Origin of the sequence: Serratia sp. CY76391 (genome assembly GCF_052166695.1) — a bacterium.
GTDB classification, from domain to species: domain Bacteria; phylum Pseudomonadota; class Gammaproteobacteria; order Enterobacterales; family Enterobacteriaceae; genus Serratia; species Serratia nematodiphila.
The window spans coordinates 166,484-189,630 of sequence record NZ_JBJNOJ010000010.1 but is presented as its reverse complement, the minus strand read 5'-3'; the positions used below and the strand labels follow the sequence as shown (position 1 = coordinate 189,630).

General features: G+C 61.5%; 19 protein-coding genes. 14 read left to right on the top strand and 5 right to left on the bottom strand.

Features of this window, described 5'->3' with window-relative positions; all coding sequences use genetic code 11:
• Positions 1-5: 5 nt before the first annotated feature.
• The 3 genes from recO to acpS all read left to right on the top strand — a co-directional run bounded on the left by recO (position 6) and on the right by acpS (position 1,920).
• Positions 6-737: a DNA repair protein RecO gene (recO, locus tag ACJ8PN_RS19275; protein ID WP_004929165.1), complete on the top strand. Its 732-nt coding sequence runs from the start codon at positions 6-8 to the stop codon at positions 735-737.
• Positions 738-808: 71 nt separating this feature from the next.
• Positions 809-1,540, top strand: a complete 732-nt coding sequence (gene pdxJ / locus ACJ8PN_RS19270; protein WP_442535160.1) for a pyridoxine 5'-phosphate synthase — start codon at positions 809-811, stop codon at positions 1,538-1,540.
• Entirely contained in the window at positions 1,540-1,920 is a 381-nt protein-coding gene (gene acpS / locus ACJ8PN_RS19265; protein WP_171454601.1) for a holo-ACP synthase, read from the top strand. The genes pdxJ and acpS overlap by 1 nt, the downstream gene beginning before the upstream one ends.
• A 46-nt stretch (positions 1,921-1,966) precedes the next feature.
• Here the strand turns inward: acpS and ACJ8PN_RS19260 are convergent, their stop codons facing one another.
• The 3 genes from ACJ8PN_RS19260 to ACJ8PN_RS19250 all read right to left on the bottom strand — a co-directional run bounded on the left by ACJ8PN_RS19260 (position 1,967) and on the right by ACJ8PN_RS19250 (position 4,855).
• Entirely contained in the window at positions 1,967-2,227 is a 261-nt protein-coding gene (locus tag ACJ8PN_RS19260; RefSeq protein WP_033635622.1) for a YfhL family 4Fe-4S dicluster ferredoxin, read from the bottom strand.
• A 91-nt stretch (positions 2,228-2,318) separates the two neighbouring features.
• On the bottom strand, positions 2,319-3,863 hold the full coding sequence (locus ACJ8PN_RS19255; protein WP_351109197.1) for a phosphoethanolamine transferase: 1,545 nt from the start codon (positions 3,861-3,863) through the stop codon (positions 2,319-2,321).
• 143 nt (positions 3,864-4,006) lie between these two features.
• On the bottom strand, positions 4,007-4,855 hold the full coding sequence (locus ACJ8PN_RS19250) for a MurR/RpiR family transcriptional regulator (protein WP_171454570.1): 849 nt from the start codon (positions 4,853-4,855) through the stop codon (positions 4,007-4,009).
• 167 nt (positions 4,856-5,022) lie between these two features.
• Here ACJ8PN_RS19250 and murQ point away from each other — a divergent pair, with 167 nt between their 5' ends.
• Genes murQ through yfhb form a run of 3 tightly spaced genes read left to right on the top strand, consistent with a single transcriptional unit; the run spans position 5,023 to position 7,962 of the window.
• Positions 5,023-5,916: an N-acetylmuramic acid 6-phosphate etherase gene (murQ, locus tag ACJ8PN_RS19245; RefSeq protein ID WP_437189744.1), complete on the top strand. Its 894-nt coding sequence runs from the start codon at positions 5,023-5,025 to the stop codon at positions 5,914-5,916.
• An 18-nt stretch (positions 5,917-5,934) separates the two neighbouring features.
• On the top strand, positions 5,935-7,302 hold the full coding sequence (locus ACJ8PN_RS19240) for a PTS transporter subunit EIIC (RefSeq protein WP_197753804.1): 1,368 nt from the start codon (positions 5,935-5,937) through the stop codon (positions 7,300-7,302).
• Positions 7,303-7,305: 3 nt separating this feature from the next.
• Positions 7,306-7,962: a phosphatidylglycerophosphatase C gene (yfhb, locus tag ACJ8PN_RS19235; RefSeq protein WP_033632312.1), complete on the top strand. Its 657-nt coding sequence runs from the start codon at positions 7,306-7,308 to the stop codon at positions 7,960-7,962.
• Between the two features lie 48 nt (positions 7,963-8,010).
• Here yfhb and ACJ8PN_RS19230 read toward each other — a convergent pair whose 3' ends face one another.
• Positions 8,011-9,063 carry a DUF2157 domain-containing protein gene (locus ACJ8PN_RS19230; RefSeq protein ID WP_171454568.1) on the bottom strand — a complete coding sequence of 351 codons (1,053 nt, stop codon included), beginning with the start codon at positions 9,061-9,063 and terminating at the stop codon, positions 8,011-8,013.
• A gap of 117 nt (positions 9,064-9,180) precedes the next feature.
• Here ACJ8PN_RS19230 and tadA point away from each other — a divergent pair, with 117 nt between their 5' ends.
• Positions 9,181-9,687 carry a tRNA adenosine(34) deaminase TadA gene (gene tadA, locus ACJ8PN_RS19225; protein ID WP_033644114.1) on the top strand — a complete coding sequence of 169 codons (507 nt, stop codon included), beginning with the start codon at positions 9,181-9,183 and terminating at the stop codon, positions 9,685-9,687.
• Here the strand turns inward: tadA and mltF are convergent, their stop codons facing one another.
• Positions 9,688-11,148, bottom strand: a complete 1,461-nt coding sequence (gene mltF, locus ACJ8PN_RS19220; protein ID WP_411261597.1) for a membrane-bound lytic murein transglycosylase MltF — start codon at positions 11,146-11,148, stop codon at positions 9,688-9,690.
• Between the two features lie 278 nt (positions 11,149-11,426).
• Here mltF and purL point away from each other — a divergent pair, with 278 nt between their 5' ends.
• From purL to ACJ8PN_RS19185, 7 genes are all read left to right on the top strand, one after another.
• A complete protein-coding gene (gene purL / locus ACJ8PN_RS19215; protein WP_171454567.1) occupies positions 11,427-15,317 on the top strand; it encodes a phosphoribosylformylglycinamidine synthase in 3,891 nt (1,296 codons plus the stop codon).
• 887 nt (positions 15,318-16,204) lie between these two features.
• Positions 16,205-17,641, top strand: a complete 1,437-nt coding sequence (locus ACJ8PN_RS19210) for a sensor histidine kinase (protein ID WP_277496969.1) — start codon at positions 16,205-16,207, stop codon at positions 17,639-17,641.
• 3 nt (positions 17,642-17,644) lie between these two features.
• Positions 17,645-18,517 (top strand): two-component system QseEF-associated lipoprotein QseG, encoded by an 873-nt coding sequence (gene qseG, locus ACJ8PN_RS19205; RefSeq protein ID WP_351109184.1) that lies wholly within the window; start codon positions 17,645-17,647, stop codon positions 18,515-18,517.
• Complete coding sequence (glrR, locus tag ACJ8PN_RS19200; protein WP_004941361.1) at positions 18,514-19,854, top strand: two-component system response regulator GlrR; 1,341 nt, start codon at positions 18,514-18,516, stop codon at positions 19,852-19,854. The genes qseG and glrR overlap by 4 nt, the downstream gene beginning before the upstream one ends.
• Before the next feature lie 130 nt (positions 19,855-19,984).
• Positions 19,985-21,607 carry an NAD+ synthase gene (locus tag ACJ8PN_RS19195; protein ID WP_016929779.1) on the top strand — a complete coding sequence of 541 codons (1,623 nt, stop codon included), beginning with the start codon at positions 19,985-19,987 and terminating at the stop codon, positions 21,605-21,607.
• 11 nt (positions 21,608-21,618) lie between these two features.
• Positions 21,619-21,957, top strand: coding sequence for a nitrogen regulatory protein P-II (glnB, locus tag ACJ8PN_RS19190; RefSeq protein ID WP_004847623.1), 339 nt, complete (start codon positions 21,619-21,621; stop codon positions 21,955-21,957).
• Positions 21,958-22,173: 216 nt separating this feature from the next.
• Entirely contained in the window at positions 22,174-23,097 is a 924-nt protein-coding gene (locus tag ACJ8PN_RS19185) for a LysR substrate-binding domain-containing protein (protein WP_015378793.1), read from the top strand.
• Positions 23,098-23,147: the final 50 nt, after the last annotated feature.

The following is a 23,147-nucleotide window of genomic DNA, read 5'->3' as shown; positions in this document are numbered from 1 at the left end:
GATCCGTGGACGGCTGGGAGCGCGCTTTCGTCCTGCATGGGCGGCCGTACAGTGAAACCAGTCTGATGCTGGATCTGTTTACCGAAGGTCATGGGCGGGTGCGCTTGCTGGCAAAAGGCGCGCGCAGCCGCCGCTCCAATCTGAAGGGTTGCCTGCAACCCTTTACCCCCCTGTTAGTGCGCTGGGGCGGCCGCGGCGAAGTGAAAACGCTGCGCAACGCCGAAGCGGTCTCTCTCGGTTTACCCCTCAGCGGCATGATGCTTTACAGCGGCCTGTACGTGAACGAACTGCTGGCGCGCGTGCTGGAGCAGGAAACCAACTACTCGGTGCTGTTCTTCGACTACTTGCAATGCCTGCAGGCGCTGGCGGCGGAAGACAGTTCACCGGAACAGGCGCTGCGCCAGTTCGAGCTGGCCTTGTTGCATCATCTCGGCTACGGCCTCGATTTTCTGCACTGCGCCGGCAGCGGCCTGCCGGTGGATGACGCCATGACCTACCGTTACCGCGAAGAGAAAGGCTTTATCGCCAGCCTGGTGGTGGATCACTACAGCTTCACCGGGCGTGAACTGCGCGCGCTGGCGGAGCGGCAGTTTCCCGATGCCGAGACGCTGCGCGCCGCCAAGCGTTTCACCCGCATGGCGCTGAAACCCTACCTCGGCGGCAAACCGTTAAAGAGCCGCGAACTGTTCCGCCAGTTCGTGCGCAAACAGCCGAATACGCCGGTTGACGACGCCTGACCTTTTCCCCTTTTGCCACCCTGCGCCCGCGTGTAAACTGCTGGCACTGAAAATCGTATTTAGAGGTTGTCATGGCTGATTTGCTGCTGGGCGTCAATATCGATCACATCGCCACGTTACGTAACGCGCGCGGAACCCAATACCCGGATCCGGTTCAGGCGGCATTCGTTGCCGAACAGGCGGGGGCCGACGGCATTACCGTGCATCTGCGCGAAGATCGCCGCCACATCACCGACCGCGACGTGCGCTTGCTGCGCCAGACCATCCAGACGCGCATGAACCTGGAGATGGCGGTGACCGACGAGATGCTGGACATCGCCATTGAGCTGCAGCCGCATTTCTGCTGCCTGGTGCCGGAAAAACGCGAGGAAGTGACCACCGAAGGCGGCCTGGACGTCGCCGGCCAGCTGGACAAAATGAGCGTGGCGGTCGAGCGTCTGGCGCAGGCGGGCATTCTGGTCTCGCTGTTCATCGATCCCGATCATCGCCAGATTGACGCGGCGGTGGCGGTGGGCGCCCCTTATATCGAAATCCACACCGGCGCCTACGCCGAAGCGCAGGGCGAGCTGGCGGTACAGGCCGAGCTGCGCCGCATCGCGGTCGCCGCCGCCTACGCGGCCGAGAAGGGGCTGAAGGTCAACGCCGGCCACGGCCTGACCTACCATAACGTGCAGCCGATCGCCGCGCTGCCGGAAATGCACGAGCTGAACATCGGCCATGCGATTATCGGCCAGGCGGTGATGAGCGGGCTGCCGGCCGCGGTTGCCGACATGAAAGTGTTGATGCGGGAAGCGCGTCGGTAATGGCGGTGCTCGGGCTGGGTACCGACATCGTCGAGATGGCGCGTATCGAAGCGGTGGTGGAGCGCAGCGGCGCTCGTCTGGCGCGCCGGGTGTTGAGCGACGCCGAGTGGGCGCTGTATCAGCAGCACCAGCAGCCGATTCGCTTTCTGGCCAAACGTTTCGCGGTGAAAGAGGCCGCCGCCAAGGCGTTCGGCACCGGCATTCGCAACGGCCTGGCGTTCAACCAGTTCGAGGTGTTCAACGATGCGTTGGGCAAACCGAATATTCGTTTGCACGGCCGCGCTGCCGAGCTGGCGGGGGAGATGGGGGTCACCGCGATCCACGTTTCGCTGGCCGATGAAAGGCGCTATGCCTGCGCGACGGTGATCGTCGAAAGCTGAAAATAGAAAGGGCGCCCTGCGGCGCCCTTGTCAGTCCTGCGGCGGGTTAAATGCGATCGGCGTGGTGCAACACCACGAACTTATCCCACAGCTGCTCATTAGTCTCGCGATGCTGCGGATCGGTAATGATGGTGTTGTCGATGGGGCAGACCTGCTGACAGGTTGGCGTATCGTAATGGCCAACGCACTCGGTGCAGCGGTCGGTATCGATTTGGTAGATCTCATCGCCCATCGAAATTGCCTGGTTCGGGCATTCCGGCTCGCACATGTCGCAGTTGATGCATTTCTTGGTAATCAGCAGTGCCATTGTCAGTTATCTTTCCATCGGTGTGCTCGGGCTGGCGCGCAATCTATCATAGAATCGCCGCGCGGCGGGCGCTTTTTCGTCATCTTACCGCTTAGGGTAACTCAGGCGGGTCATCAGCCAACTGATCGAAATCAACCATTCTCTGTCCGTCAAACACCCAGCGCTTGTCTTCATCCGCCATGCGCATGGTGGGCATCACCTCCGGATAGGCAATCCGTATTCCCGCCTCTTGAGCAAACAGCCCGATAAAATCGAATGCGCTCAAGGGAGCATCAGTGATCTGGTGCTGTCGATCGCGATCGGTCAGCACCAGCAACGGCACCTGATAATTCTGCCGGGTATCGCCGCTGTGGCGCAAAGAACGCTCGCCGCCGATATCCTTATGGGAAAGACCATGATCGGAGAAATAGAACAGTTTAAACGGCGCGCCGTTCTGCTTCAGACGGTGATAAACCTGCTCGATAAAATGGTCTGTCTTGCGATAGGTCGAGAGATAGCAGGCCAGCTCCCTATTCGGCGACTCGACGCTGGGCGCTGCACCGTTAAGCCGCTCGCAAAAGTCGGCGTGCGAGCCCATCAGATGCAACACATACAGATTGCCTTGCCCCTGGCGACGCAATAATTGGTCAAATATCGGCAGCAGCGCATCATCATCAGTGTTACGCGATTGGAAGTCGCCTTTCTTCAGGAAATAATGGCTATCGCTGAACATGGCGATTTTTGATACCGGCGTATCGAATTGTCCGAACATGCCCTGATTGGACAGCCAGTGGGTTTTGAGGCCGGCGGCTTTTGCCAGGGTGATGATATTATCTCCGATGGCAATGTTGTGGCCGTTGCTTAAAGCCAGCGTGCGGGGGAGCGATTCGAACGTATTTGGCGCGGTGGAAATATAATTGCTGTAAAACCGTCCTTTGGCATTATCCAGAAACGGCGTAGTGGACACTGGATAATCAAATAAGGACATATGATCCCTGCGCATACTTTCGCCGACGATAATGACATAGTTTTCATTCGTCGGTGCGCCTGCGGTTATTGACCAAGTGTTCGGCGTTGAAGCGCCGGCGCTTAATTCATCGACCTGCTGTTGGTATTGATGGTAAGCCGAGTAGAGGGATAAAAAGAAGTCAGGCAATTTAAGATTCGCCACGCCGCCATTGAAGGCTCTGGCGACAATGATAACCCCCAGCAAGGCTAGCAAGGGAAGTATTGTTTGTTTTGAAATGGTTTGCCGCCAAATAAATAGGGCGAGAATGGCCAGCATAGCCAGAATGGCGGCAGGCAGCAGATAACAGCTGGCCGGCAGAGTCTGCAAAAACTCCGTTGCTTCTATTAGGTTGGTTTGCAACAGGGCGGACATCACGGCAGTGGAAGGGGCACCGTAAATAACCCCAACCGGCGCATACAGCGCGCACAGCAGAATAAACGGAATAATCAGGCCATATCGGGTAAGCGAATGAATAGATAATAATAGCAAAATAAGCGCAATAAAAAGAATATCAATGCCTTTTCCACCGCTGTATCCCATCGCCTTGATTAGAATCAATGCAGTAATGACATAGAGTAAAAAGGTACGCAGAATCGGATGAGCCACGGAATGCCGTAACTTATCTAAAATAACAGTGTGTGTATTCATAATGATATCGTCAAATAATGCCGTCCATGCACGCTCAATTACTGTTCGACAATTGAGCTGTTCACCGCCCGCACATTATTTTTCGAATGCAGAGAATGGAAATAATTGAACTGGCGGCGTTTTATCGGCCGCCATTATACGCGTCAAACCAACTTTTTCATTAACTGTTCGCTGTGTTTGATGCGATCGCGGGCATGATCGAGATCGTGCTGGATCAGCGCCATAAACAGCAGGTCGGTGAGGGCGAACTGGGCCGTGCTGGAGGAGATGGCCGCGCTGCGGGTGTGGGGTTCTTCGGCGATGGTATAGAGGCAGTGGTCCGCGCGTTGCTGCAGGCCGTTGGGCGAGAAGCTGGTCAGCGCCAGCACCCTGGCGCCGGCCTGGCGCGCTTCTTCCGCCGCCAGATTGATTTCACGCCGCTCGCCGCTGAAGGAGATAGCCAGCAGTAGATCGCGTTTGTCCAGCGCCTGCACCGCCGCCAGCTGGACGTGCATATCCGCTTCGGCCACCGCCATCACGCCAATTTTCAGCAGCTTGAAGGAAAAATCCTTGGCCACCAGCCCGGAGGCACCGATGCCGATCAGCATCACCCGGCGCGCCTGGCGCAGCATGTCCAGCGCCTGGTGCAGCCGCTCTTCGCTGTTGATGTCGAGCGTCGCGCGCAGCGCCGCCTGCTTTTCCGCCAGCAGCTTTTCACCGACGGTTTTCAGCGTATCGCTGCTGAGGATGTGGTTGTGAACGGTCACCACTGGCTCGGCCTGCGGTAGGGCCAGCGTCTCGCTCAGCGCCAGCTTCAGCGCCGGGAAACCTTTATAGCCCAGTTTTTGGGCGAACTTCACCACGCTCGACTGGCTGATGCCGGCCAACTGAGCCAGCTTTTGCGAGCTGAGATGGCGCGCCTGCTCGGCGTTATTCAGCAGAAAGTCCGCCAGCTTGCGGTCGTTTTGCGCCAGTGTCGGATACATCTGGCGAATGCGCAGAAGGGTACTCATTGTTCTTTCCCTGGAAACCAGCGGCCATTTTGCCATGCAGAGGGCGAAAACGCGCGGTGAAAATTTTTGTGAGCTCACCGTTAAAATAGCAAATAGCGCTCGCTTTGTTGAATAAAATATTCAAATATTGATTTAATTTTGTGAATTAAAAATTCAAAGGTGAACAGATGAACTTAGGCGCACTGGTATCGGAAACCCGCAACCCGGCCACCATGGGGCTGGATGAAATGTCGACGCTGGACATGGTCCGTTGCTTTAACCAGGAAGATCGCAAGGTGCCGGAGGCGATTGAACAGGTGTTGCCGGCGATCGCGCAGGCGGTCGATTTGGCCGCGGCGGCGTTGAAGGCCGGCGGCCGGTTGATTTATTTGGGCGCCGGCACCAGCGGCCGCCTGGGCGTATTGGACGCCTCTGAGTGCCCGCCGACCTTCGGCGTGCCGCACGGCGTGGTGGTAGGGCTAATCGCCGGCGGGCCGGGCGCGCTGCTCAAAGCGGTGGAGGGGGCGGAAGATGACGAGGCCCTGGGTGAAGCCGATCTCCGGGCGCTGAACCTCACCGCCGTCGATATGGTGGTGGGGCTGGCGGCCTCGGGGCGTACGCCCTACGTGATCGGCGCACTGCGCTATGCGCGCGGGCTGGGCTGCCCGACGGCGGCCATCTCCTGCAACCCGGATTCGCCGATTGCGCACGAAGCACAGGTGGCGATTTCGCCGGTGGTGGGGCCGGAGGCGCTGACCGGCTCAACGCGCCTGAAATCCGGCACCGCGCAGAAACTGGTACTCAACATGCTGTCGACCGGTGCGATGGTCAAACTGGGCAAGGTCTACCAGAACCTGATGGTGGACGTGAAGGCTACCAACGTCAAACTGGTGGATCGCGCCTGCCGCATCGTGATGGAGGCCACCGGCGTCGAACGCGCTCAGGCGGAAGCGGCGCTGGCGCAGACCGGCTTTGAGGTTAAACCGGCGATCCTGATGATTTTAGCCGGCGTCAGCGCCGATGAGGCGCAGCAGCGGCTGCAGCGGCACGATGGCTACCTGCGCGCGGCGCTGGCGCGTTAATTCACGGTGGGGGCTGCGATGGACAAGACAACGGCATTGGCGACACAGATCCTGGCGGGCGTGGGGGGCGAGGGCAATATCCTCAAACTGGAAAACTGCATGACGCGGGTGCGCGTCGAGGTCAGCGATGAGCAGCGCCTGGATCTGGCCGCCCTCAAGCAGCTGCCGGGGGTGAAGGGCTATATCAAACAGGGTGAACAGCATCAGTTTATCGTCGGTCCGGGCGCCGCCGCCAAGGTGGTGGACGCCATGCGCGGGCTGTTGAGCGGTGATGCGCAGCCCGTTGCCGCCGTCGGTGACGCCGCCCGCACCAAGGCGCAGGCCAAGCAAAAATACGCTGCGCCGATGAGCGGCGCGCTGAAAAAGCTGGCCGATGTCTTTATTCCGCTGATCCCGGCATTTATCGCCTCGGGCCTGATCACCGGCATCATCAACCTGCTGAAACGGCCCGACATCGCCGGCCAGCTGGCGGTGGACTACCCGAACGTGCTGGGGCTGCTGGCGATCTTCGGCAGCGCGGTGTTCGCCATTATGAACATTCTGGTTGGGGTCAACGCCGCGCGGGTGTTTGGCGGTTCGCAGGCGATGGGCGGCGTGATGGCCGGCATTCTCTCCAGTCCGGCGCTGGCGCAGATCACCCTGTTCGGGGAGGCGCTGCAGCCGGGGCGCGGCGGGGTGATCGCCGTATTGTTGGTGGTGGCGTTGATGTGCTGGGTGGAGAAGCGCCTGCGCACGCTGTTGCCGGAGTCGGTCGAACTGATCCTTAACCCATTGCTGACCACGCTGGTCACCGCCTCATTGGCGATCCTGATCCTGCAGCCGCTCGGGGGGGTTATTTCCGATGCCATCGCCCACGGCGCCAATCTGGCGATCGACAAGGGCGGGCTGCTGGTGGGGGCGTTGCTCTCGGGGCTGTTCCTGCCGCTGGTGCTCTCCGGCCTGCATCAGGGGCTGGTGCCGATCCACGTCGAGCTGGTGCAGGCGCACGGTTCCAACCCGCTTTTGCCGATCCTGGCGATGGCCGGTGTCGGTCAGGTGGGGGCGGCGCTGGCGGTGCTGCTGAAAACCCGCAACGCGCGGCTGAAGAAGGTGATCAAAGGGGCGTTGCCGGTCGGCATTCTCGGCATCGGCGAGCCGCTGATCTTCGGGGTGACGTTGCCGCTGGGCCGGCCGTTTATCGGCGCCTGCCTTGGCGGTGCGGTCGGCGGTGCGCTCATCAGCTACTGGAAGGTGGCGACGGTCATCACCTTCGGCATTTCGGGGCTGCCTTTGGCGTTGACCATCGTCTCAGGTAAGGTGATGTTGTATCTGGCGGGGATGCTGATTACGATTATCGCCGGTTTTCTCTTCACCTGGATGATGGGGTTCGACGATCCCGAGGAGTAGCGTTTGAGCGACAAGCAGCAACAACCGGCCGCAGAGGGGCGCCGCGTGGTCTTTTTCGATCTGGACGGCACCCTGCATCAGGAGGATATGTTCGGCAGTTTTTTGCGCTTTCTGCTGCGCCGCCTACCGCTGAACCTGCTGCTGGTAATACCGCTGCTGCCGCCGATCGGGTTGGCGCTGCTGCTGCTGGGGCGCGCAGCGCGCTGGCCGATGAGCCTGCTGCTGTGGGCGATTACTTTCGGGCGTTCTGAAGCGACGCTGAAGGCGCTGGAGCGGCAGTTTATCGAGGCTTTCCGCCAGAAGGTGACCGCGTTTCCGGTGGTGCAAATGCGGCTGCGGCAGTATCTGGAGGAGCACGATGCCGAAGTGTGGCTGATTACCGGCTCGCCGGAACGGCTGGTGGAGCAGGTGTATCACGATTCGGCGTTTCTGCCGCGGGTGCGGTTGATCGGCAGCCGCATCACGCGCCGCTGCGGCGGTTGGGTCTTGACCCTGCGCTGCCTGGGGGCGCAGAAAGTGGTGCAGCTGGAACAGCGGCTCGGCGCGCCGCTGCAGCTGTACAGCGGTTACAGCGACAGCAAGCAGGATAATCCGCTGCTGTTCTTTTGCGAGCACCGCTGGCGGGTGAGCAAGCAGGGCGAGCTGCAGCAGCTGGAATAAACCAAGGGCGGAGAATTCCGCCCTTTGTTGCTCTTATCGGTACCGCGATCAGTCGTCGCTCACGTCGTGCGGCTTGCGCCCCAGCTGCCAAATCTTTTCTGCATAATGCCCCAACGCCCACAGGCTCAGCCCGAGCAGCGCGAAGAAAATCGTCTTCGGCATGCTGTCCCAGAAAAACTCGAACAAACGGGTATACAGGTTGATGCCGAGGAAGGTCAGCCCGAAACCGCGCAGCATGGCGTCGTCATGCTTCAGCCCCAGCCAGATGGCGGCGAGGGCGGCCAGCCCGAACAGCAGGCTCCAGTGGAACAGCTCGATCTGGCGCGCGCGGTACCAGCTGTCGAGATCGCCGTAGTTGCCGAAGATAGACAGCAGCCACAGGGCGATGAACAGGTACAGCAGCCCCATCGCCAGCGACACCCGCTGCAGGCCGCGCTGCGCCAACAGCGGCCGCAGCAGCAATGCGGCGGCGATCAGCATCGCGCCAAAGGCGATAAAGCGAATCGGATAACTCATGCCGAGCCAGTAGGCGCCCCAGCCGGACAGGTAGCCGGTCTCGGCGCCGAAGGCATTGCCGAGCGACAGCAGGGCGAACCACCACACCAGCCCGGAGCGGCTGAGCCAGCCGATCGCGCCGTACAGCAGCGCGGCGACCAGCAGCAGTACGGAAACCCGGCCGCTGCCGTTATCCAGCCAGACCCCCAACTGCCATAAGGCGCAGGCGGTAAGTAACACGGCGACAAACAATGCCGCCTCGTTGCCGTAACGTTTTTCCGGGTGCCGTTGGCGGCGGCGCAGCGCCCAGACATAGGCCAGCGCCGCGAGTACGCCGGCGATCGCCATGCGCACCGGCGCGTCGAAGCGGAACAGTCCGCTCAGCCATGCAAGCAGTTCGCTGTCGGCGAACAGGCTGGTGACGGCGATCAGTAGCGAGGCCAGCGCGGCGAGAAACGCATAGCGCGCCAGCCGCCGCCAGTCGAAAGGTTGCACGTCCACATGCTGCAGCAGTTGCTGCCGTTGTTCGGGCGTCATGGCGCCTTCCCCAACCCAGCCGTCCAGCACCTTGCGCACCACGACGGCGTTCTTTTTACTGAGTTTCATGCTTCTTGTCCCTGAATCACATGCCGATTCGGCCAGTATAGCCATTGGCGGGCGGCTACGACAAAGGAGGGCTAGTGTGTATAATGCCCGCCGCAAAAGCGCACGAGGAATTATGCGATGACTGAATATAACGATGAGTACTGGATGCGTCAGGCATTGCAGCTGGCCCTGCGCGCGCAGGAAGAGGGCGAGGTGCCGGTGGGTGCGCTGCTGGTGCTGGACAATCAGGTCATCGGCGAGGGCTGGAACCGGCCGATCGGCCGCCACGATCCTACCGCACACGCCGAGATCATGGCGCTGCGCCAGGGCGGCGCGGTGCTGCAAAACTATCGCCTGCTGAACGCCACGCTGTACGTCACGCTGGAGCCCTGCGTGATGTGCGCCGGCGCGATGGTGCACAGCCGCATCCGCCGGTTGGTGTATGGCGCCGCCGACGAGAAAACCGGCGCGGCCGGTTCGCTGGTGGACATTTTGCGCCATCCGGGCATGAATCATCAGGTGGAGATCGTCTCAGGCGTGCTGGCGGACGAATGCGCCGCCACCCTGAGCAATTTCTTCCGCCTGCGCCGCGAACAGAAAAAAGCGCTCAAGCTGGCGCAGCGGGCGGCGGATAAGCCGGAATAATCAGTAGTTGAGTGCCAGTTCCGGCATCACCGTCGGGTAGCCTTTCCCCAACGCCTCCTGCTCGGCGGCCGCTTGCGCCGCCTTTCTCTCTTTTTCCTGCAGATAGCCCACCAGGCTGACCTGATAGCGGCGGATGTTTTCTACATAGTTGTAGGCTTCACGCCCGCGCGCATAGCCGTAGGTCAGCTGCGGGTAGTAGCGCTTTTGGCTGAGCATCGGCAGGCGCTGTTTGACGTCGACCCAGCTGTCCGGGTTGCCTTTTTGCGTCTTGGTCAGCTTGCGCGCGTCCAGCATATGGCCCCAGCCCATGTTGTAGGCCGCCAGCGAGAACCAGATGCGCTCGTCTTCCGGCACGCTGTCCGGCACCTTGGCCATCAGCCGCTGCAGGTAAAGGGCGCCGCCCTGAATGCTCTCTTCCGGATCGAGGCGATCGTTGACCCCCAGGCCGTCGGCGGTGGCGCGGGTCAGCATCATCAGGCCGCGCACGCCGGTGGGTGAGGTGGCCTGCGGATTCCAGTGCGATTCCTGATAGGCGATGGCAGCCAGCAGCTTCCAGTCGATCTCGTTGGCGTACTTCTCGAACAGCGGGCGGAAGTTGGGCAGCACCGAATCGATGGCCGACAGGAAGGTTTTGGTGTCCACATAGTCGAAGCTGCCGACGTGGCCGAGGTATTTCTCTTCCAGCCGCGCCAGGGTGCCGTCGTCCACCATCTGGCTATAGAAGTCCAACATCGCCGCGTACAGGCTGTCGTCGCCGTCGCGTTTCAGGTACCAGGTGACCGGTTCTTCGTCGGTGACGTCGAACGCTACCGCCAGCTGTGGATGGATGCGCTGCAGCAGCGCGATGGTCACCGAATCGCCGAGGGTGTAATCCAGCTTGCCGTCGGCCACCCGTTCCAGCAGCTCTTTGGAGGTGAGATCGCTGGAGGACTCCCAGGCGAGATCCGGGTATTTATCCTGCTTGAGCTGTTTTAGCGTGCTGACGTGCGCGGAACCGGAGGCGACCGCCAGCTTGCCTTTGATGTCGGCGAAGCTTTTCGGCCGCGGGGTGCCCAGCCGGTACACCAGCTGTTGGGAAACGGAGTAGTAGGCCGGGCCGGTGCGCGCGCGGCTGAGGCGCTCCTGATTGTAGATCAGGCCCGCCGCCAGCAGGTCGGCGTCGTCGTCGTCCAGATCGTCGAACAGGTCATTGATGTTCTGATGGGGGATCACCACCAGCTTCACCCCGAGGTAGTTGGCGAAGCGCTTGGCCAGTTCGTAGTCGAGCCCACCCGGCCCTTGCTTGGTGTTGAAATAGGTCAGCGGTGAATTCAGCGTGCTGATACGCAACTCGCCGCGGGAAATGATCTCCTGGAGTTGCCCGCCCTGGCCGCTGCGCCAGGTGATGTTGGGCCACAGCGCGAGAGCCAGAAGCAGAGTGACAACGCCGATGAGGATGTAGTTTATTTTAAGACGTTTCAAATAGTTATCCAGTGGTGGCACAGGTACACCGGCGACGACAACCGCGACTTTTCTCATGGTTAAATCACCAGTGCGGGGGGCATTTTGCGCAACAAAACGCCAGTGTGCAACTTTATTGACACGTTATGACAATTCGACGGTGCGGCATGCTTTTATCAATAATCCCTACGCAAACGGTTTCGTCGGCGCCGAGGATTCTCTATAATGACGCGCGTTTTCCCCTGTTGCGCCCAATGAAGCGTCTTATCCTTCGCTTCGAAGACGAGAGAACTTTGATTATGGAAATTCTGCGTGGTTCGCCCGCTTTATCGGCTTTTCGCATTACCAAACTGCTGTCCCGCTGCCAGGACGCTCACCTGCCCGTCAGTGATATCTACGCCGAGTACGTCCACTTTGCCGATGTCAGCGCACCGCTAAGTGCCGAAGAACACGCCAAGCTTCAGCGTCTGCTCAAGTACGGTCCTTCTCTCGCCGAACACGCTCCCGAAGGCCGGTTGTTGCTGGTTACGCCGCGTCCGGGCACCATTTCTCCCTGGTCTTCCAAAGCCACCGACATCGCCCACAACTGCGGCTTGCAACAGGTGCTGCGCCTGGAACGCGGCCTGGCGTTCTACGTCAAGGCGCCCGAGCTGACGGAAACCCAGTGGCGCCAACTCGCCGCGTTGTTGCACGATCGCATGATGGAAACCGTCTTCAGCGAGCTGCAACAGGCTGAACAGCTGTTCGCGCACCATCAGCCGGCGCCGTATCAGTCGGTCGACGTGCTGGGCGCAGGGCGCGCCGCGCTGGAGCAAGCCAACGTCCGGCTCGGCCTGGCGCTGGCGCAGGACGAGATCGACTACCTGCTGAATGCCTTTACCGGTTTGGGGCGCAACCCGACGGATATCGAACTCTATATGTTCGCGCAGGCCAACTCTGAGCACTGCCGCCACAAGATTTTCAACGCCGACTGGATCATCGACGGCGAGCAGCAACCTAAATCGCTGTTCAAGATGATCAAGAACACCTATGAGCAGACGCCGGACTACGTGCTGTCGGCGTATAAAGACAACGCCGCCGTGATGGAAGGCTCACAGGTCGGCCGCTTCTTCGCCGCGCCGGACAACGGCACGTACGATTACCATCAGGAAGACGCGCACATCCTGATGAAGGTGGAAACTCACAACCACCCGACGGCGATCTCGCCGTGGCCGGGCGCCGCGACCGGCTCCGGCGGCGAGATCCGCGACGAGGGCGCCACCGGCCGCGGCGCCAAGCCGAAGGCCGGCCTGGTGGGCTTCTCGGTGTCCAACCTGCGTATTCCCGGCTTTGAACAGCCGTGGGAGCAGGACTTCGGCAAGCCGGAACGCATCGTCACCGCGCTGGACATCATGACCGAAGGCCCGCTGGGCGGCGCGGCGTTCAACAACGAATTCGGTCGCCCGGCGCTGCTGGGCTACTTCCGTACCTATGAAGAGCGCGTCAACAGCCATAACGGCGTCGAGCTGCGCGGCTACCACAAACCGATCATGCTGGCGGGCGGCATCGGCAACATCCGCGCCGATCACGTGCAGAAAGGGGAAATCACCGTCGGCGCCAAGCTGGTGGTGCTGGGCGGCCCGGCGATGAATATCGGCCTGGGCGGCGGCGCGGCGTCCTCGATGGCGTCCGGCCAGTCCGATGCCGATCTGGACTTCGCTTCGGTGCAGCGCGACAACCCGGAAATGGAACGCCGCTGTCAGGAAGTGATCGACCGCTGCTGGCAGCTGGGCGACCAGAACCCGATCCTGTTTATCCATGACGTCGGCGCCGGCGGCCTGTCCAACGCCATGCCGGAGCTGGTGAGCGACGGCGGCCGCGGCGGCCGTTTCGAACTGCGCGACATCCTCAACGACGAGCCGGGCATGAGCCCGCTGGAAGTGTGGTGCAACGAATCGCAGGAACGTTACGTGATGGCGATCGCACCGGCGCAGATGGCGCAGTTCGACGAGATCTGCCGCCGCGAGCGCGCGCCTTATGCGGTGATCGGCGAAGCGACCGAAGAACAGCACCTGACGCTGAACGACCGCCACTTCGACAACCAACCGATCGACATGCCGCTGGACGTGCTGCTCGGCAAAACGCCGAAGATGACCCGCGACGTCACCCGTCTGCAGGCGCAGGGCCAGGCGGTGCAACGTGGGGACATCACGCTGGCCGACGCGGTGAAGCGCGTGCTGCATCTGCCGGCCGTCGCGGAGAAAACCTTCCTGATCACCATCGGCGACCGCACCGTCACCGGCATGGTGGCGCGTGACCAAATGGTCGGCCCGTGGCAGATCCCGGTGGCCGACTGTGCGGTCACCACCGCCAGCCTGGACAGCTATTACGGCGAGGCGATGTCGATCGGCGAACGCGCGCCGGTGGCGCTGCTGGACTTCGCCGCCTCCGGCCGCCTGGCGGTCGGGGAAGCGCTGACCAACCTGGCTGCCACGGAAATCGGCAGCCTGAAGCGCGTGAAGCTGTCCGCCAACTGGATGGCCGCCGCCGGCCACCCGGGTGAAGACGCCGGCCTGTACGAAGCGGTGAAAGCGGTGGGCGAAGAGCTGTGCCCGGCGCTGGGCATCACCATTCCGGTGGGCAAAGACTCCATGTCGATGAAAACCCGCTGGCAGGAAGGCGACGAACAGCGCGAAATGACCTCGCCGCTGTCGCTGGTCATCACCGCCTTTGCCCGCGTGGAAGACGTGCGCCATACCGTGACGCCGCAATTGCGCACCGATAAGGGCGACAGCGCGCTGCTGTTGATCGACCTGGGCAACGGCCATAACGCGCTGGGTGCCACCGCGCTGGCGCAGGTTTATCGCCAACTGGGCGACAAACCGGCCGATGTGCGCGATGTCGCGCAGCTGGCGGGCTTCTTCAACGCCATGCAGCAGCTGGTGGCCGATCGCGCGCTGCTGGCTTATCACGACCGCGCCGACGGCGGCCTGCTGGTGACGCTGGCGGAGATGGCCTTTGCCGGTCACTGCGGCGTAGAGGTTAACCTCGATGGCCTCGGCGACGATGCGCTGGCGGTGCTGTTCAACGAAGAGCTGGGCGCGGTGATCCAGGTGAGCGCCGAACGTCTCGACGAGGTGAAGCAGGCGTTCGCTCAGCATGGGCTGACCGACAACGTGCATCAGATCGGCAGCGCGCAGGCCGGCGATCGTTTCGTCATCAACCAACATGGCAAGGCGTTGTACAGCGAAAGCCGTAATACGCTGCGCACCTGGTGGGCGGAAACCACCTGGCAGATGCAGCGCCTGCGCGACAACCCGGCGTGCGCCGATCAGGAACATCAGGCCAAGCAGGATGAACAAGATCCCGGCCTGAACGTGAAGCTGACCTTCGCACCCGAGGAAGACATCGCCGCGCCGTATATCGCCAAGGGCGCTCGCCCGAAAGTGGCGGTGTTGCGCGAGCAGGGGGTGAACTCCCACGTTGAAATGGCGGCGGCGTTCCACCGCGCCGGCTTTGACGCGGTGGACGTGCACATGAGCGATCTGCTGGCCGGGCGCCGCGATCTGCAGGACTTCCACACGCTGGTGGCCTGTGGCGGCTTCTCTTACGGCGACGTCCTGGGCGCCGGCGAAGGCTGGGCGAAGTCTATCCTGTTCAACGAGCGGGTGCGCGACGAGTTTGAAGCGTTCTTCCACCGTCCGCAGACGCTGGCGCTGGGCGTGTGCAACGGCTGCCAGATGATGTCCAACCTGCGTGAGCTGATCCCGGGCGCCGAACACTGGCCGCGCTTCGTGCGTAACCTGTCGGATCGCTTCGAGGCGCGCTTCAGCCTGGTGGAAGTGGCGGCCAGCCCGTCGCTGTTCATGCAGGGCATGACCGGTTCGCGCATGCCGATCGCCGTTTCCCACGGTGAAGGGCACGTCGAAGTGCGTGATGCGGCGCATCTGGCGGCGTTGGAAAGCCACGGCCTGGTGGCGCTGCGTTTCGTCAATAACGCCGGTCAGGTGACGGAAGCTTACCCGGCCAACCCGAACGGCTCGCCGAACGGCATTACCGCCGTGACCAGTGCCAACGGGCGCGCCACGGTGATGATGCCGCACCCGGAGCGCGTGTTCCGCACCGTCAGCAACTCCTGGCACCCGGAAGAGTGGGGCGAGGACAGCCCGTGGATGCGTATGTTCCGCAACGCCCGTAAGCAGCTGGGCTAAAAACGGCCACCACCGTACAGAGGGCGCAAGTAATTGCGCCCTTTTTTATGGCCGGCGTTCGCCGTCTGGCGGCAGTGTCTGCATTTTGCGACAAGCGCTGGTTTGTTTGTCGCCAAATGGAGACGTTTAACTTATTGATTTTATTGTGGGTGAGCAGGTTTGACTTTAGTTGTCTGCATTTGGCGACAGCACGGCGTTTTTTTCATCGCTCATCAGTGCGTAATGGGTGAGGGGATTTGCTGATGTGATTTTATTTTTAAATAAAATCATTGCTTTATGATTTTTATTGCAAAACTGGCACGCTACGTGCATTATTCTCGGCGGCTGCTCATTCACCTTTTTATGACGGCGCCGTAATTAGACGGCAAATCGCCTCATAAGCCTCCGAATGATGCCAAAGAAATGGTGCCTATCGTCCAACCAAACCGATAACAGACCGCGCAAGCGGCTTTATCAAGCATCGGGCGACACGTGGAGTGAGGCACCGCCTGTATCCAACTGTGATGAAGGGTTCATCAATCCTGGATACTTACGGATGCTATTCGTCCTGTTCGATGCCAGCCGCTGCGCTACATCACCCTGGGGACGAGGTTTAAGGGCATCCACACTTTCCTTGCGTTGGGGCAAGTTTCTTGCCCCGATGTCAATTCTCAACGCTGCGCTTATGCCCGTTTCGTTGCCTATGCCCTCGAACGCAGACGCTATCCCCACACTCTCGTTTTCGCGCCGGTTGATGTTACCGGGGCCGCATGCCGTCGGCAGGCCAGGCCTATGGGCGCGCTTCGCCGATCCCGCGGCTTTTTCCTTGCGCGTTCAGGATTCTCCCCTGCCGGGCTTTTCTCTTTCCGGCGAGTCAGTTAGCATCGTGACAGAGCTGAGAGAATGAGATGATTTCGTTGAAAAAATGGCGTTTATTCCCCCGTTCGCTGCGGCAATTGGTGCTGCTGGCCTTCCTGTTGGTGCTGCTGCCGCTGTTGGTGCTGGCCTATCAAGCCTACCAGAGCCTGGATCACCTCAGCGCGCAGGCGGCGGACATCAACCGCACCACGCTGGTGGACGCGCGGCGCAGCGAGGCGATGACCAGCGTGGCGCTGGAGATGGAGCGCAGCTATCGTCAGTACTGCGTGCTGGTCGATCCTACGTTGCAGAAGCTGTACCAGAACCAGCGCAAACAGTATTCGCAGATGCTGGACGCCCACGCGCCGATCCTGCCGGACGAACGTTATTACCAAACGCTGCGTCAGTTGCTGACCCAGCTGGCGGCGATCAAATGCCATAACAGCGGGCCGGACCAAGAGGCCTCGGCCCTGCTCGAATCGTTCTCCCGTTCCAACGCCGAAATGGTGCAGGCCACGCGCGCGGTGGTGTTCTCGCGCGGCCAGCAGCTGCAGCAGGCCATCGCCGAGCGCGGCCAGTTCTTCGGCTGGCAGGCGCTGCTGTTGTTCCTGGTCAGCGTGCTGCTGGTGGTGCTGTTTACCCGCATGATCATCGGGCCGGTCAAGGCCGTGGAACGGATGATCAATCGCCTGGGGGAAGGGCGCGCGCTGGGTAGCACCGCGTCGTTCAAAGGGCCGCGCGAGCTGCGTTCGCTGGCGCAGCGCATCATTTGGCTGAGCGAACGGTTGGCGTGGCTGGAGTCGCAGCGCCACGAGTTCTTGCGCCATATCTCGCACGAGTTGAAAACGCCGCTGGCCAGCATGCGTGAAGGTACCGAACTGCTGGCAGACGAAGTGGCGGGGCCGCTGACCTCCGATCAAAAAGAGGTGGTGGCGATCCTCGACAACAGCAGCCGTCATCTGCAACAGCTGATTGAACAACTGCTGGATTACAACCGCAAACTGGCCGACGGCCCGGCGGAACACGAGAACGTCGAGCTGCGTGAGATGGTCGATTTGGTGGTCGCCGCGCACAGTTTGCCGGCGCGGGCGAAGATGATTTCCACCGAAATCGCCCTGGGGGCGGAAATCTGCTGGGCAGAGCCTACGCTATTAATGCGCGTGCTGGATAATCTCTACTCCAATGCGGTGCACTACGGCAAGGAATCCGGTAACATTTGGATCCGCAGCCGTCAGGTTGGACAACGGGTGCAAATCGACGTCGCCAATACCGGCACGCCGATCCCCGAGGCTGAAAGAGCCATGATTTTCGAGCCTTTTTTCCAGGGTAGTCACCAGCGAAAAGGGGCGGTAAAAGGAAGCGGACTGGGGTTGAGCATCGCTCAGGACTGTATCCGTCGCATGCGCGGTGAGCTGCAACTGGCGACGGTCGCCGGTGCAGACGTCTGCTTCCGCATTGAACTGCCGTTAACCGCCGAGAATGAATAAATAATGTACACATGGTCTAAGCGCCTTCGTCTTTCACAGACCGAACGTTCACCGCGTGCCGTGCACAGAGCGCCGCTCGGCAAACGCCCGATCAGCTGGTTGGGCGCCGTTTTCTTTATGCCGCTGTTGCTGGCGGGCTGCGTCGATCGCGCGGTCAGCGGCGGCCTGAGCGCTCAGCAGCAAGAAGCGATCCCGGATACCAAGGTGATCGATTACCGCACCGCGGCCTGCGATACCCTGTGGCAGTTGGGCGACAAGGACGCGCTGGATAACGCGCTCTATTGGCTGCGTGCGATGGACTGCGCCGATCGCATCGGCTCAACCCAGGCGCGCGCGCTGGCGAAAACGGTGCCTGGCGACAGCTGGTCCGGCGTTTTCAAACAGAGCATTCTGCTGGGGAGCGCACAGCCGACCTCCGGCGAACGCCGCCAGATGATCGACAGGATCAACAGCTACCGGATGGAGTTTCCCGGTTCGCTGCGTCCACTGACGCAGCTGTGGCGCCAGCAGCAGATGCTGCAGATCACGCTGTTCGATGAGAAAGCGCGTTATCAGCATCTGCAGGAAAGCAGCGACAGTCAGATCGATTCGCTGCGCCAGAGCCAGGCGCGCTTGCAATCGCAGCTGCAGGACACCTCGCGCAAGCTGGAAAACCTGACCGACATCGAGCGCCAGCTCTCATCGCGCAAGCAGTTGCAAGGGGAAATACCGGACAACGGCACAGGCTCGCAAAAGGGCGAAGCCGCCGGTAAAAATGGCGCGGCCGCGAAAGGGGCTGAGCCGCAGGACGAACCGGAAAAGGGCACTGCGCTGCCGGTTGAACCGGAAGACACCTATACGCCGCACCCTGCCAATAAGGAGTCCCACGCGCAATGACCGCTCGCAAACCGGCCAACCTGTTATTGGTTGACGACGATCCCAGCCTGCTGAAGCTGCTGGGCATGCGCCTGACCAGCGAAGGTTTTCACGTCACCACCGCCGAAAGCGGCCAGGAAGCGCTGCGCCTGCTGGCGCGCGAACAGATCGATCTGGTGATCAGCGATCTGCGCATGGATGAGATGGACGGCATGGCGCTGTTCGCCGAGATCCAAAAACATCAGCCGGGCATGCCGGTGATCATTCTCACCGCGCACGGTTCGATTCCCGATGCGGTGGCCGCCACCCAGCAGGGGGTGTTCAGCTTTCTCACCAAACCGGTGGATCGCGATGCGCTGTACAAGGCCATCGACGAGGCGCTCGCGCTGTCGGCCAGCCCGGCCGGCGACGATGCCTGGCGGGAAGACATCGTCACCCGCAGTCCGTTGATGCTGCGCCTGCTGGAGCAGGTGAAAATGGTGGCGCAGTCCGACGTCAGCGTATTGATCAACGGCCAGAGCGGCACCGGTAAAGAGGTGGTGGCGCAGGCGATCCACGCGGCCAGTCCGCGCGCCAGCAAGGCGTTCATCGCCATCAACTGCGGCGCGCTGCCGGAGCAACTGCTGGAGTCCGAACTGTTCGGCCACGCCAAGGGCGCCTTTACCGGCGCGGTCAGCAGCCGCGAAGGGCTGTTCCAGGCGGCGGCGGGCGGCACGCTGTTCCTCGACGAGATCGGCGATATGCCGCTGTCGCTGCAGGTGAAGCTGCTGCGCGTGCTGCAGGAGCGCAAGGTGCGGCCGCTCGGCAGCAATCGCGATCTGGACATCGACGTGCGCATCATCTCCGCCACCCACCGCGATCTGCAAAAGGCGATGGCGAAGAACGAGTTCCGCGAAGATCTCTACTACCGCCTCAACGTGGTGAACCTGAAGATCCCGGCGCTCAACGAGCGCGCCGAAGATATCCCGCTGCTGGCCAATCACCTGTTGCGCGAAGCGGCTCAGCGGCACAAGCCGTTCGTGCGCAGCTTCTCGACCGACGCCATGAAGCGGCTGATGACCGCCAGCTGGCCGGGCAACGTGCGTCAGCTGGTCAACGTCATCGAGCAGTGCGTGGCGCTGACCTCGGCGCCGGTGATCAGCGAAGCGTTGGTGGAGCAGGCGCTGGAAGGGGAAAATACCGCGCTGCCGACCTTTGCCGAAGCGCGTAACCAGTTCGAGTTGCATTACCTGCGCAAGCTGCTGCAGATCACCAAGGGCAACGTGACCCAGGCCGCGCGCATGGCGGGCCGCAACCGCACCGAGTTTTACAAATTGCTGTCGCGCCACGAGCTGGACGCCAACGATTTTAAAGAATGACAGTTTCCCGCCGGCGCCTGCCACGCAGGTTCTCAACAAATCCGGCGGAATGATTTACACTCCGTTCTCTTTGCCGCGGCGCGCCCCGGCGTAGAGCACCATGGAACGTATTAAGCGGGATCGTACACAAATGAGCAGATCACTTTCCATCGCCCTGGCCCAGCTGAACCTGCTGGTCGGCGACATTGAAGGCAACACCGAACGCATGTTGCAAATCGTGCAGGAGCAGCAGAAGGCGGGAGCCGATCTGGTCATGTTCAGCGAACTGGCGCTGTCCGGCTACCCGCCGGAAGACCTGCTGTATCGCAATGATTTCTATGAGCGCTGCGATGCGCAGCTGCTGCGCCTGCAGCAGGCCTCCGCCGAGACGGCGATCCTGGTCGGCCACCCGTGGCGCGAAGGCGACAAGCTGTACAACGCGCTGTCGCTGTTCGCCGAAGGCCGCCTGCTGACCCGCTACTTCAAGCAGCAGTTGCCGAACTACGGCGTGTTCGATGAGAAGCGCTATTTCCACGCCGGCAACGACACCTGCGTGGTGGCGCTGAAAGGCTACCGTCTGGGGCTGCTGATCTGCGAAGATCTGTGGTTCCCTGAGCCGATCGACGCCGCCAAGGCGGCCGGCGCGGAGATTATCCTGTCGATCAACGCCTCGCCGTATAATCGCGAAAAACCGTATATCCGCAAAACGCTGATGGCCGGCCACTGCCAGCGCACTCAACTACCGCTGGTGTACCTCAACCAGGTCGGCGGCCAGGATGAGCTGATCTTCGACGGCTGCTCCAAGGTCTTCGACGCCGCCGGCACCATGACTCACCGTCTGGCGGCCTTCGACGAGCAGGTGACCCGCCTGGAATTCAACGAGCTGGATGTGGTGCCGATGGCCGATCCGGCCGCTGAGCTGCCGCAGCTGGCGCAGGTGTACCAGGCGCTGGTGCTGGCGGTGCGCGACTACGTGACCAAAAACGGCTTTAAAGGCGCGGTGCTGGGGCTGTCCGGCGGCATCGACTCGGCGCTGACGCTGGCGATCGCCGTGGATGCGTTGGGCAAAGACAAGGTGCAGGCGCTGATGATGCCATTCCGCTACACCGCGGATATCAGCATCGCCGACGCCAAGGAAGAGGCGGAAATCCTCGGCGTGGAGTTCGATATTGTCTCCATCGAACCGATGTTCGACGCCTTTATGGGCCAGCTGTCGCCGATGTTCGCCGGCACCGAGCGCGACACCACCGAAGAGAACCTGCAGGCGCGTTGCCGCGGGGTGGTGCTGATGGCGCTGTCCAACAAGCGCCGCAGCATCGTGCTGACCACCGGCAACAAGAGCGAAATGGCGGTGGGTTACGCCACGCTGTACGGCGATATGGCCGGCGGTTTCGACGTGCTGAAGGACGTGCCGAAAACGCTGGTGTTCAAGCTGTCTGAATACCGTAACACCGTCTCCTACGTGATCCCGCAGCGGGTGATCGATCGCCCGCCGTCCGCCGAGCTGGCGCCGGATCAGGTCGATCAGGACAGCCTGCCGCCGTACGATATCCTGGATGCGATCCTGGAAGGTTACGTCGAGCGCGACAAGTCGGTCGCCGATCTGGTGGCCGAAGGCTTCGATGAAGCGATCGTGCGCAAGGTGATCCGCCTGGTGGACATCAACGAATACAAGCGGCGTCAGGCCGCCGTCGGGCCGCGCATCACCGCCCGTAACTTCGGCAAAGACCGCCGCTACCCCATCACATCCGGTTTTGGCCGCAAAAATTGGTAAAAGGAAAGAAGATGAAAAAGATCGACGCGATTATCAAGCCGTTCAAACTGGATGACGTCCGCGAAGCGCTGGCCGAAGTGGGCATCACCGGCATGACGGTCACCGAAGTCAAAGGCTTCGGCCGCCAGAAGGGCCACACCGAGCTGTACCGCGGCGCCGAATACATGGTTGACTTTCTGCCTAAGGTGAAGATCGAGATCGTGGTTGCCGACGACATCGTCGACACCTGCGTGGAAACCATCATGCAAACCGCGCAGACCGGCAAGATCGGCGACGGCAAAATCTTCGTCTTCGACGTGGCGCGCGTGGTGCGTATCCGTACCGGCGAGCAGGACGAAGAAGCGATCTGATCCTCACAAGGATCATCGGCCATCAGGGCGCAGCATGCTGCGCCCTTGTCATTTCTGCTCCCCGTACATCACACTTCTTCGCCTCGCCGTTTCCCCCATTTTTGTCTGCGGGCATTCTAAAAAAGCGAACGCTATCGCGTTTTTGACACTTTTCCCGATCGCTTCACGGCCGGCGTCTACACTCAACGCAATGTTTTTGCTTGAGGAATCACCCCCATGATGACGTTACGCCAAATCCGCCACTTCATCGCCGTGGCGGAAACCGGGTCGATCTCCGCCGGCGCCCAGGCGGTGTTTGTCTCCCAGTCTTCGCTGACGCTGGCGATCCAGCAGCTGGAAACCGAGATCGGCGTGCGGCTGTTCGATCGCCACGCCAAGGGCATGACGCTGACCCATCAGGGGCACCAGTTTTTGCGCCAGTCGTATCTGATCCTGGCGACGGTGGATAACGCCAAGCGCAGCCTGCAGATCGGCACCGAAAGCCTGACCGGCAAGCTGACTATCGGCGTCACCAGCCTGGTGGCCGGTTACTTCCTGGTGGAGCTGCTCACGCGCTTTAAATCGGCCTATCCCAACGTCACCGTGCAGGTGGTTGAAGACGAACGCCCGTACATCGAGCATCTGCTGGTCAGCGGCGAGATCGACATCGGCGTGCTGATCTTGTCGAACATCGAGGACCGCGACGCGCTGCAGACTGAGGTGCTGATGCACTCGCCGTATCGCCTGTGGCTGCCGCCGCTGCACCCGCTGCTGGAGCACGAGAGCATCAGCCTGGCGGACGTGGCCAAACAGCCGCTGATCCAGCTCAACGCCGATGAAATGGACGTACACGCGCGGCGCATCTGGGCGCGCGCCGGGCTGAAGCCGGAGATCGCCATGAAGACCGCCTCGACCGAGGCGGTGCGCAGCCTGGTGGCGGCGGGGATGGGGGTCTCCATCCAGCCGGACATGGCGTACCGCGCCTGGTCGCTGGAGGGCAACATGATCGAGGCGCGCAAGCTGGACGATCTGCTGGAGCCGCTGGATATCGGGTTGGCATGGCGGCGCGGCAGCGCGCGGCCGGAGCTGGTGACGCCGTTCCTCACCATCGCGCGCGAGAACGGCAGCAAACATGCCGCCGGGCTTAAGCATTCGATTTAATCGAACGCGTCGTTCAGTATTTAGAATTTGTTGCCCGCCAGAGGCTCGCT

What these genes read in the sequence shown, in the direction of transcription:
- ACJ8PN_RS19195 (WP_016929779.1), top strand. Translation starts at nt 19,985, where the DNA reads ATGAGCAGATCACTTTCCATCGCCCTGGCCCAGCTGAACCTGCTGGTC.
- qseG (WP_351109184.1), top strand. Translation starts at nt 17,645, where the DNA reads ATGTACACATGGTCTAAGCGCCTTCGTCTTTCACAGACCGAACGTTCA.
- tadA (WP_033644114.1), top strand. Translation starts at nt 9,181, where the DNA reads ATGACTGAATATAACGATGAGTACTGGATGCGTCAGGCATTGCAGCTG.
- ACJ8PN_RS19210 (WP_277496969.1), top strand. Translation starts at nt 16,205, where the DNA reads ATGATTTCGTTGAAAAAATGGCGTTTATTCCCCCGTTCGCTGCGGCAA.
- glrR (WP_004941361.1), top strand. Translation starts at nt 18,514, where the DNA reads ATGACCGCTCGCAAACCGGCCAACCTGTTATTGGTTGACGACGATCCC.
- ACJ8PN_RS19185 (WP_015378793.1), top strand. Translation starts at nt 22,174, where the DNA reads ATGATGACGTTACGCCAAATCCGCCACTTCATCGCCGTGGCGGAAACC.
- acpS (WP_171454601.1), top strand. Translation starts at nt 1,540, where the DNA reads ATGGCGGTGCTCGGGCTGGGTACCGACATCGTCGAGATGGCGCGTATC.
- murQ (WP_437189744.1), top strand. Translation starts at nt 5,023, where the DNA reads ATGAACTTAGGCGCACTGGTATCGGAAACCCGCAACCCGGCCACCATG.
- purL (WP_171454567.1), top strand. Translation starts at nt 11,427, where the DNA reads ATGGAAATTCTGCGTGGTTCGCCCGCTTTATCGGCTTTTCGCATTACC.
- ACJ8PN_RS19255 (WP_351109197.1), bottom strand. Translation starts at nt 3,863, where the DNA reads ATGAATACACACACTGTTATTTTAGATAAGTTACGGCATTCCGTGGCT.
- ACJ8PN_RS19250 (WP_171454570.1), bottom strand. Translation starts at nt 4,855, where the DNA reads ATGAGTACCCTTCTGCGCATTCGCCAGATGTATCCGACACTGGCGCAA.
- ACJ8PN_RS19260 (WP_033635622.1), bottom strand. Translation starts at nt 2,227, where the DNA reads ATGGCACTGCTGATTACCAAGAAATGCATCAACTGCGACATGTGCGAG.
- ACJ8PN_RS19230 (WP_171454568.1), bottom strand. Translation starts at nt 9,063, where the DNA reads ATGAAACTCAGTAAAAAGAACGCCGTCGTGGTGCGCAAGGTGCTGGAC.
- glnB (WP_004847623.1), top strand. Translation starts at nt 21,619, where the DNA reads ATGAAAAAGATCGACGCGATTATCAAGCCGTTCAAACTGGATGACGTC.
- pdxJ (WP_442535160.1), top strand. Translation starts at nt 809, where the DNA reads ATGGCTGATTTGCTGCTGGGCGTCAATATCGATCACATCGCCACGTTA.
- ACJ8PN_RS19240 (WP_197753804.1), top strand. Translation starts at nt 5,935, where the DNA reads ATGGACAAGACAACGGCATTGGCGACACAGATCCTGGCGGGCGTGGGG.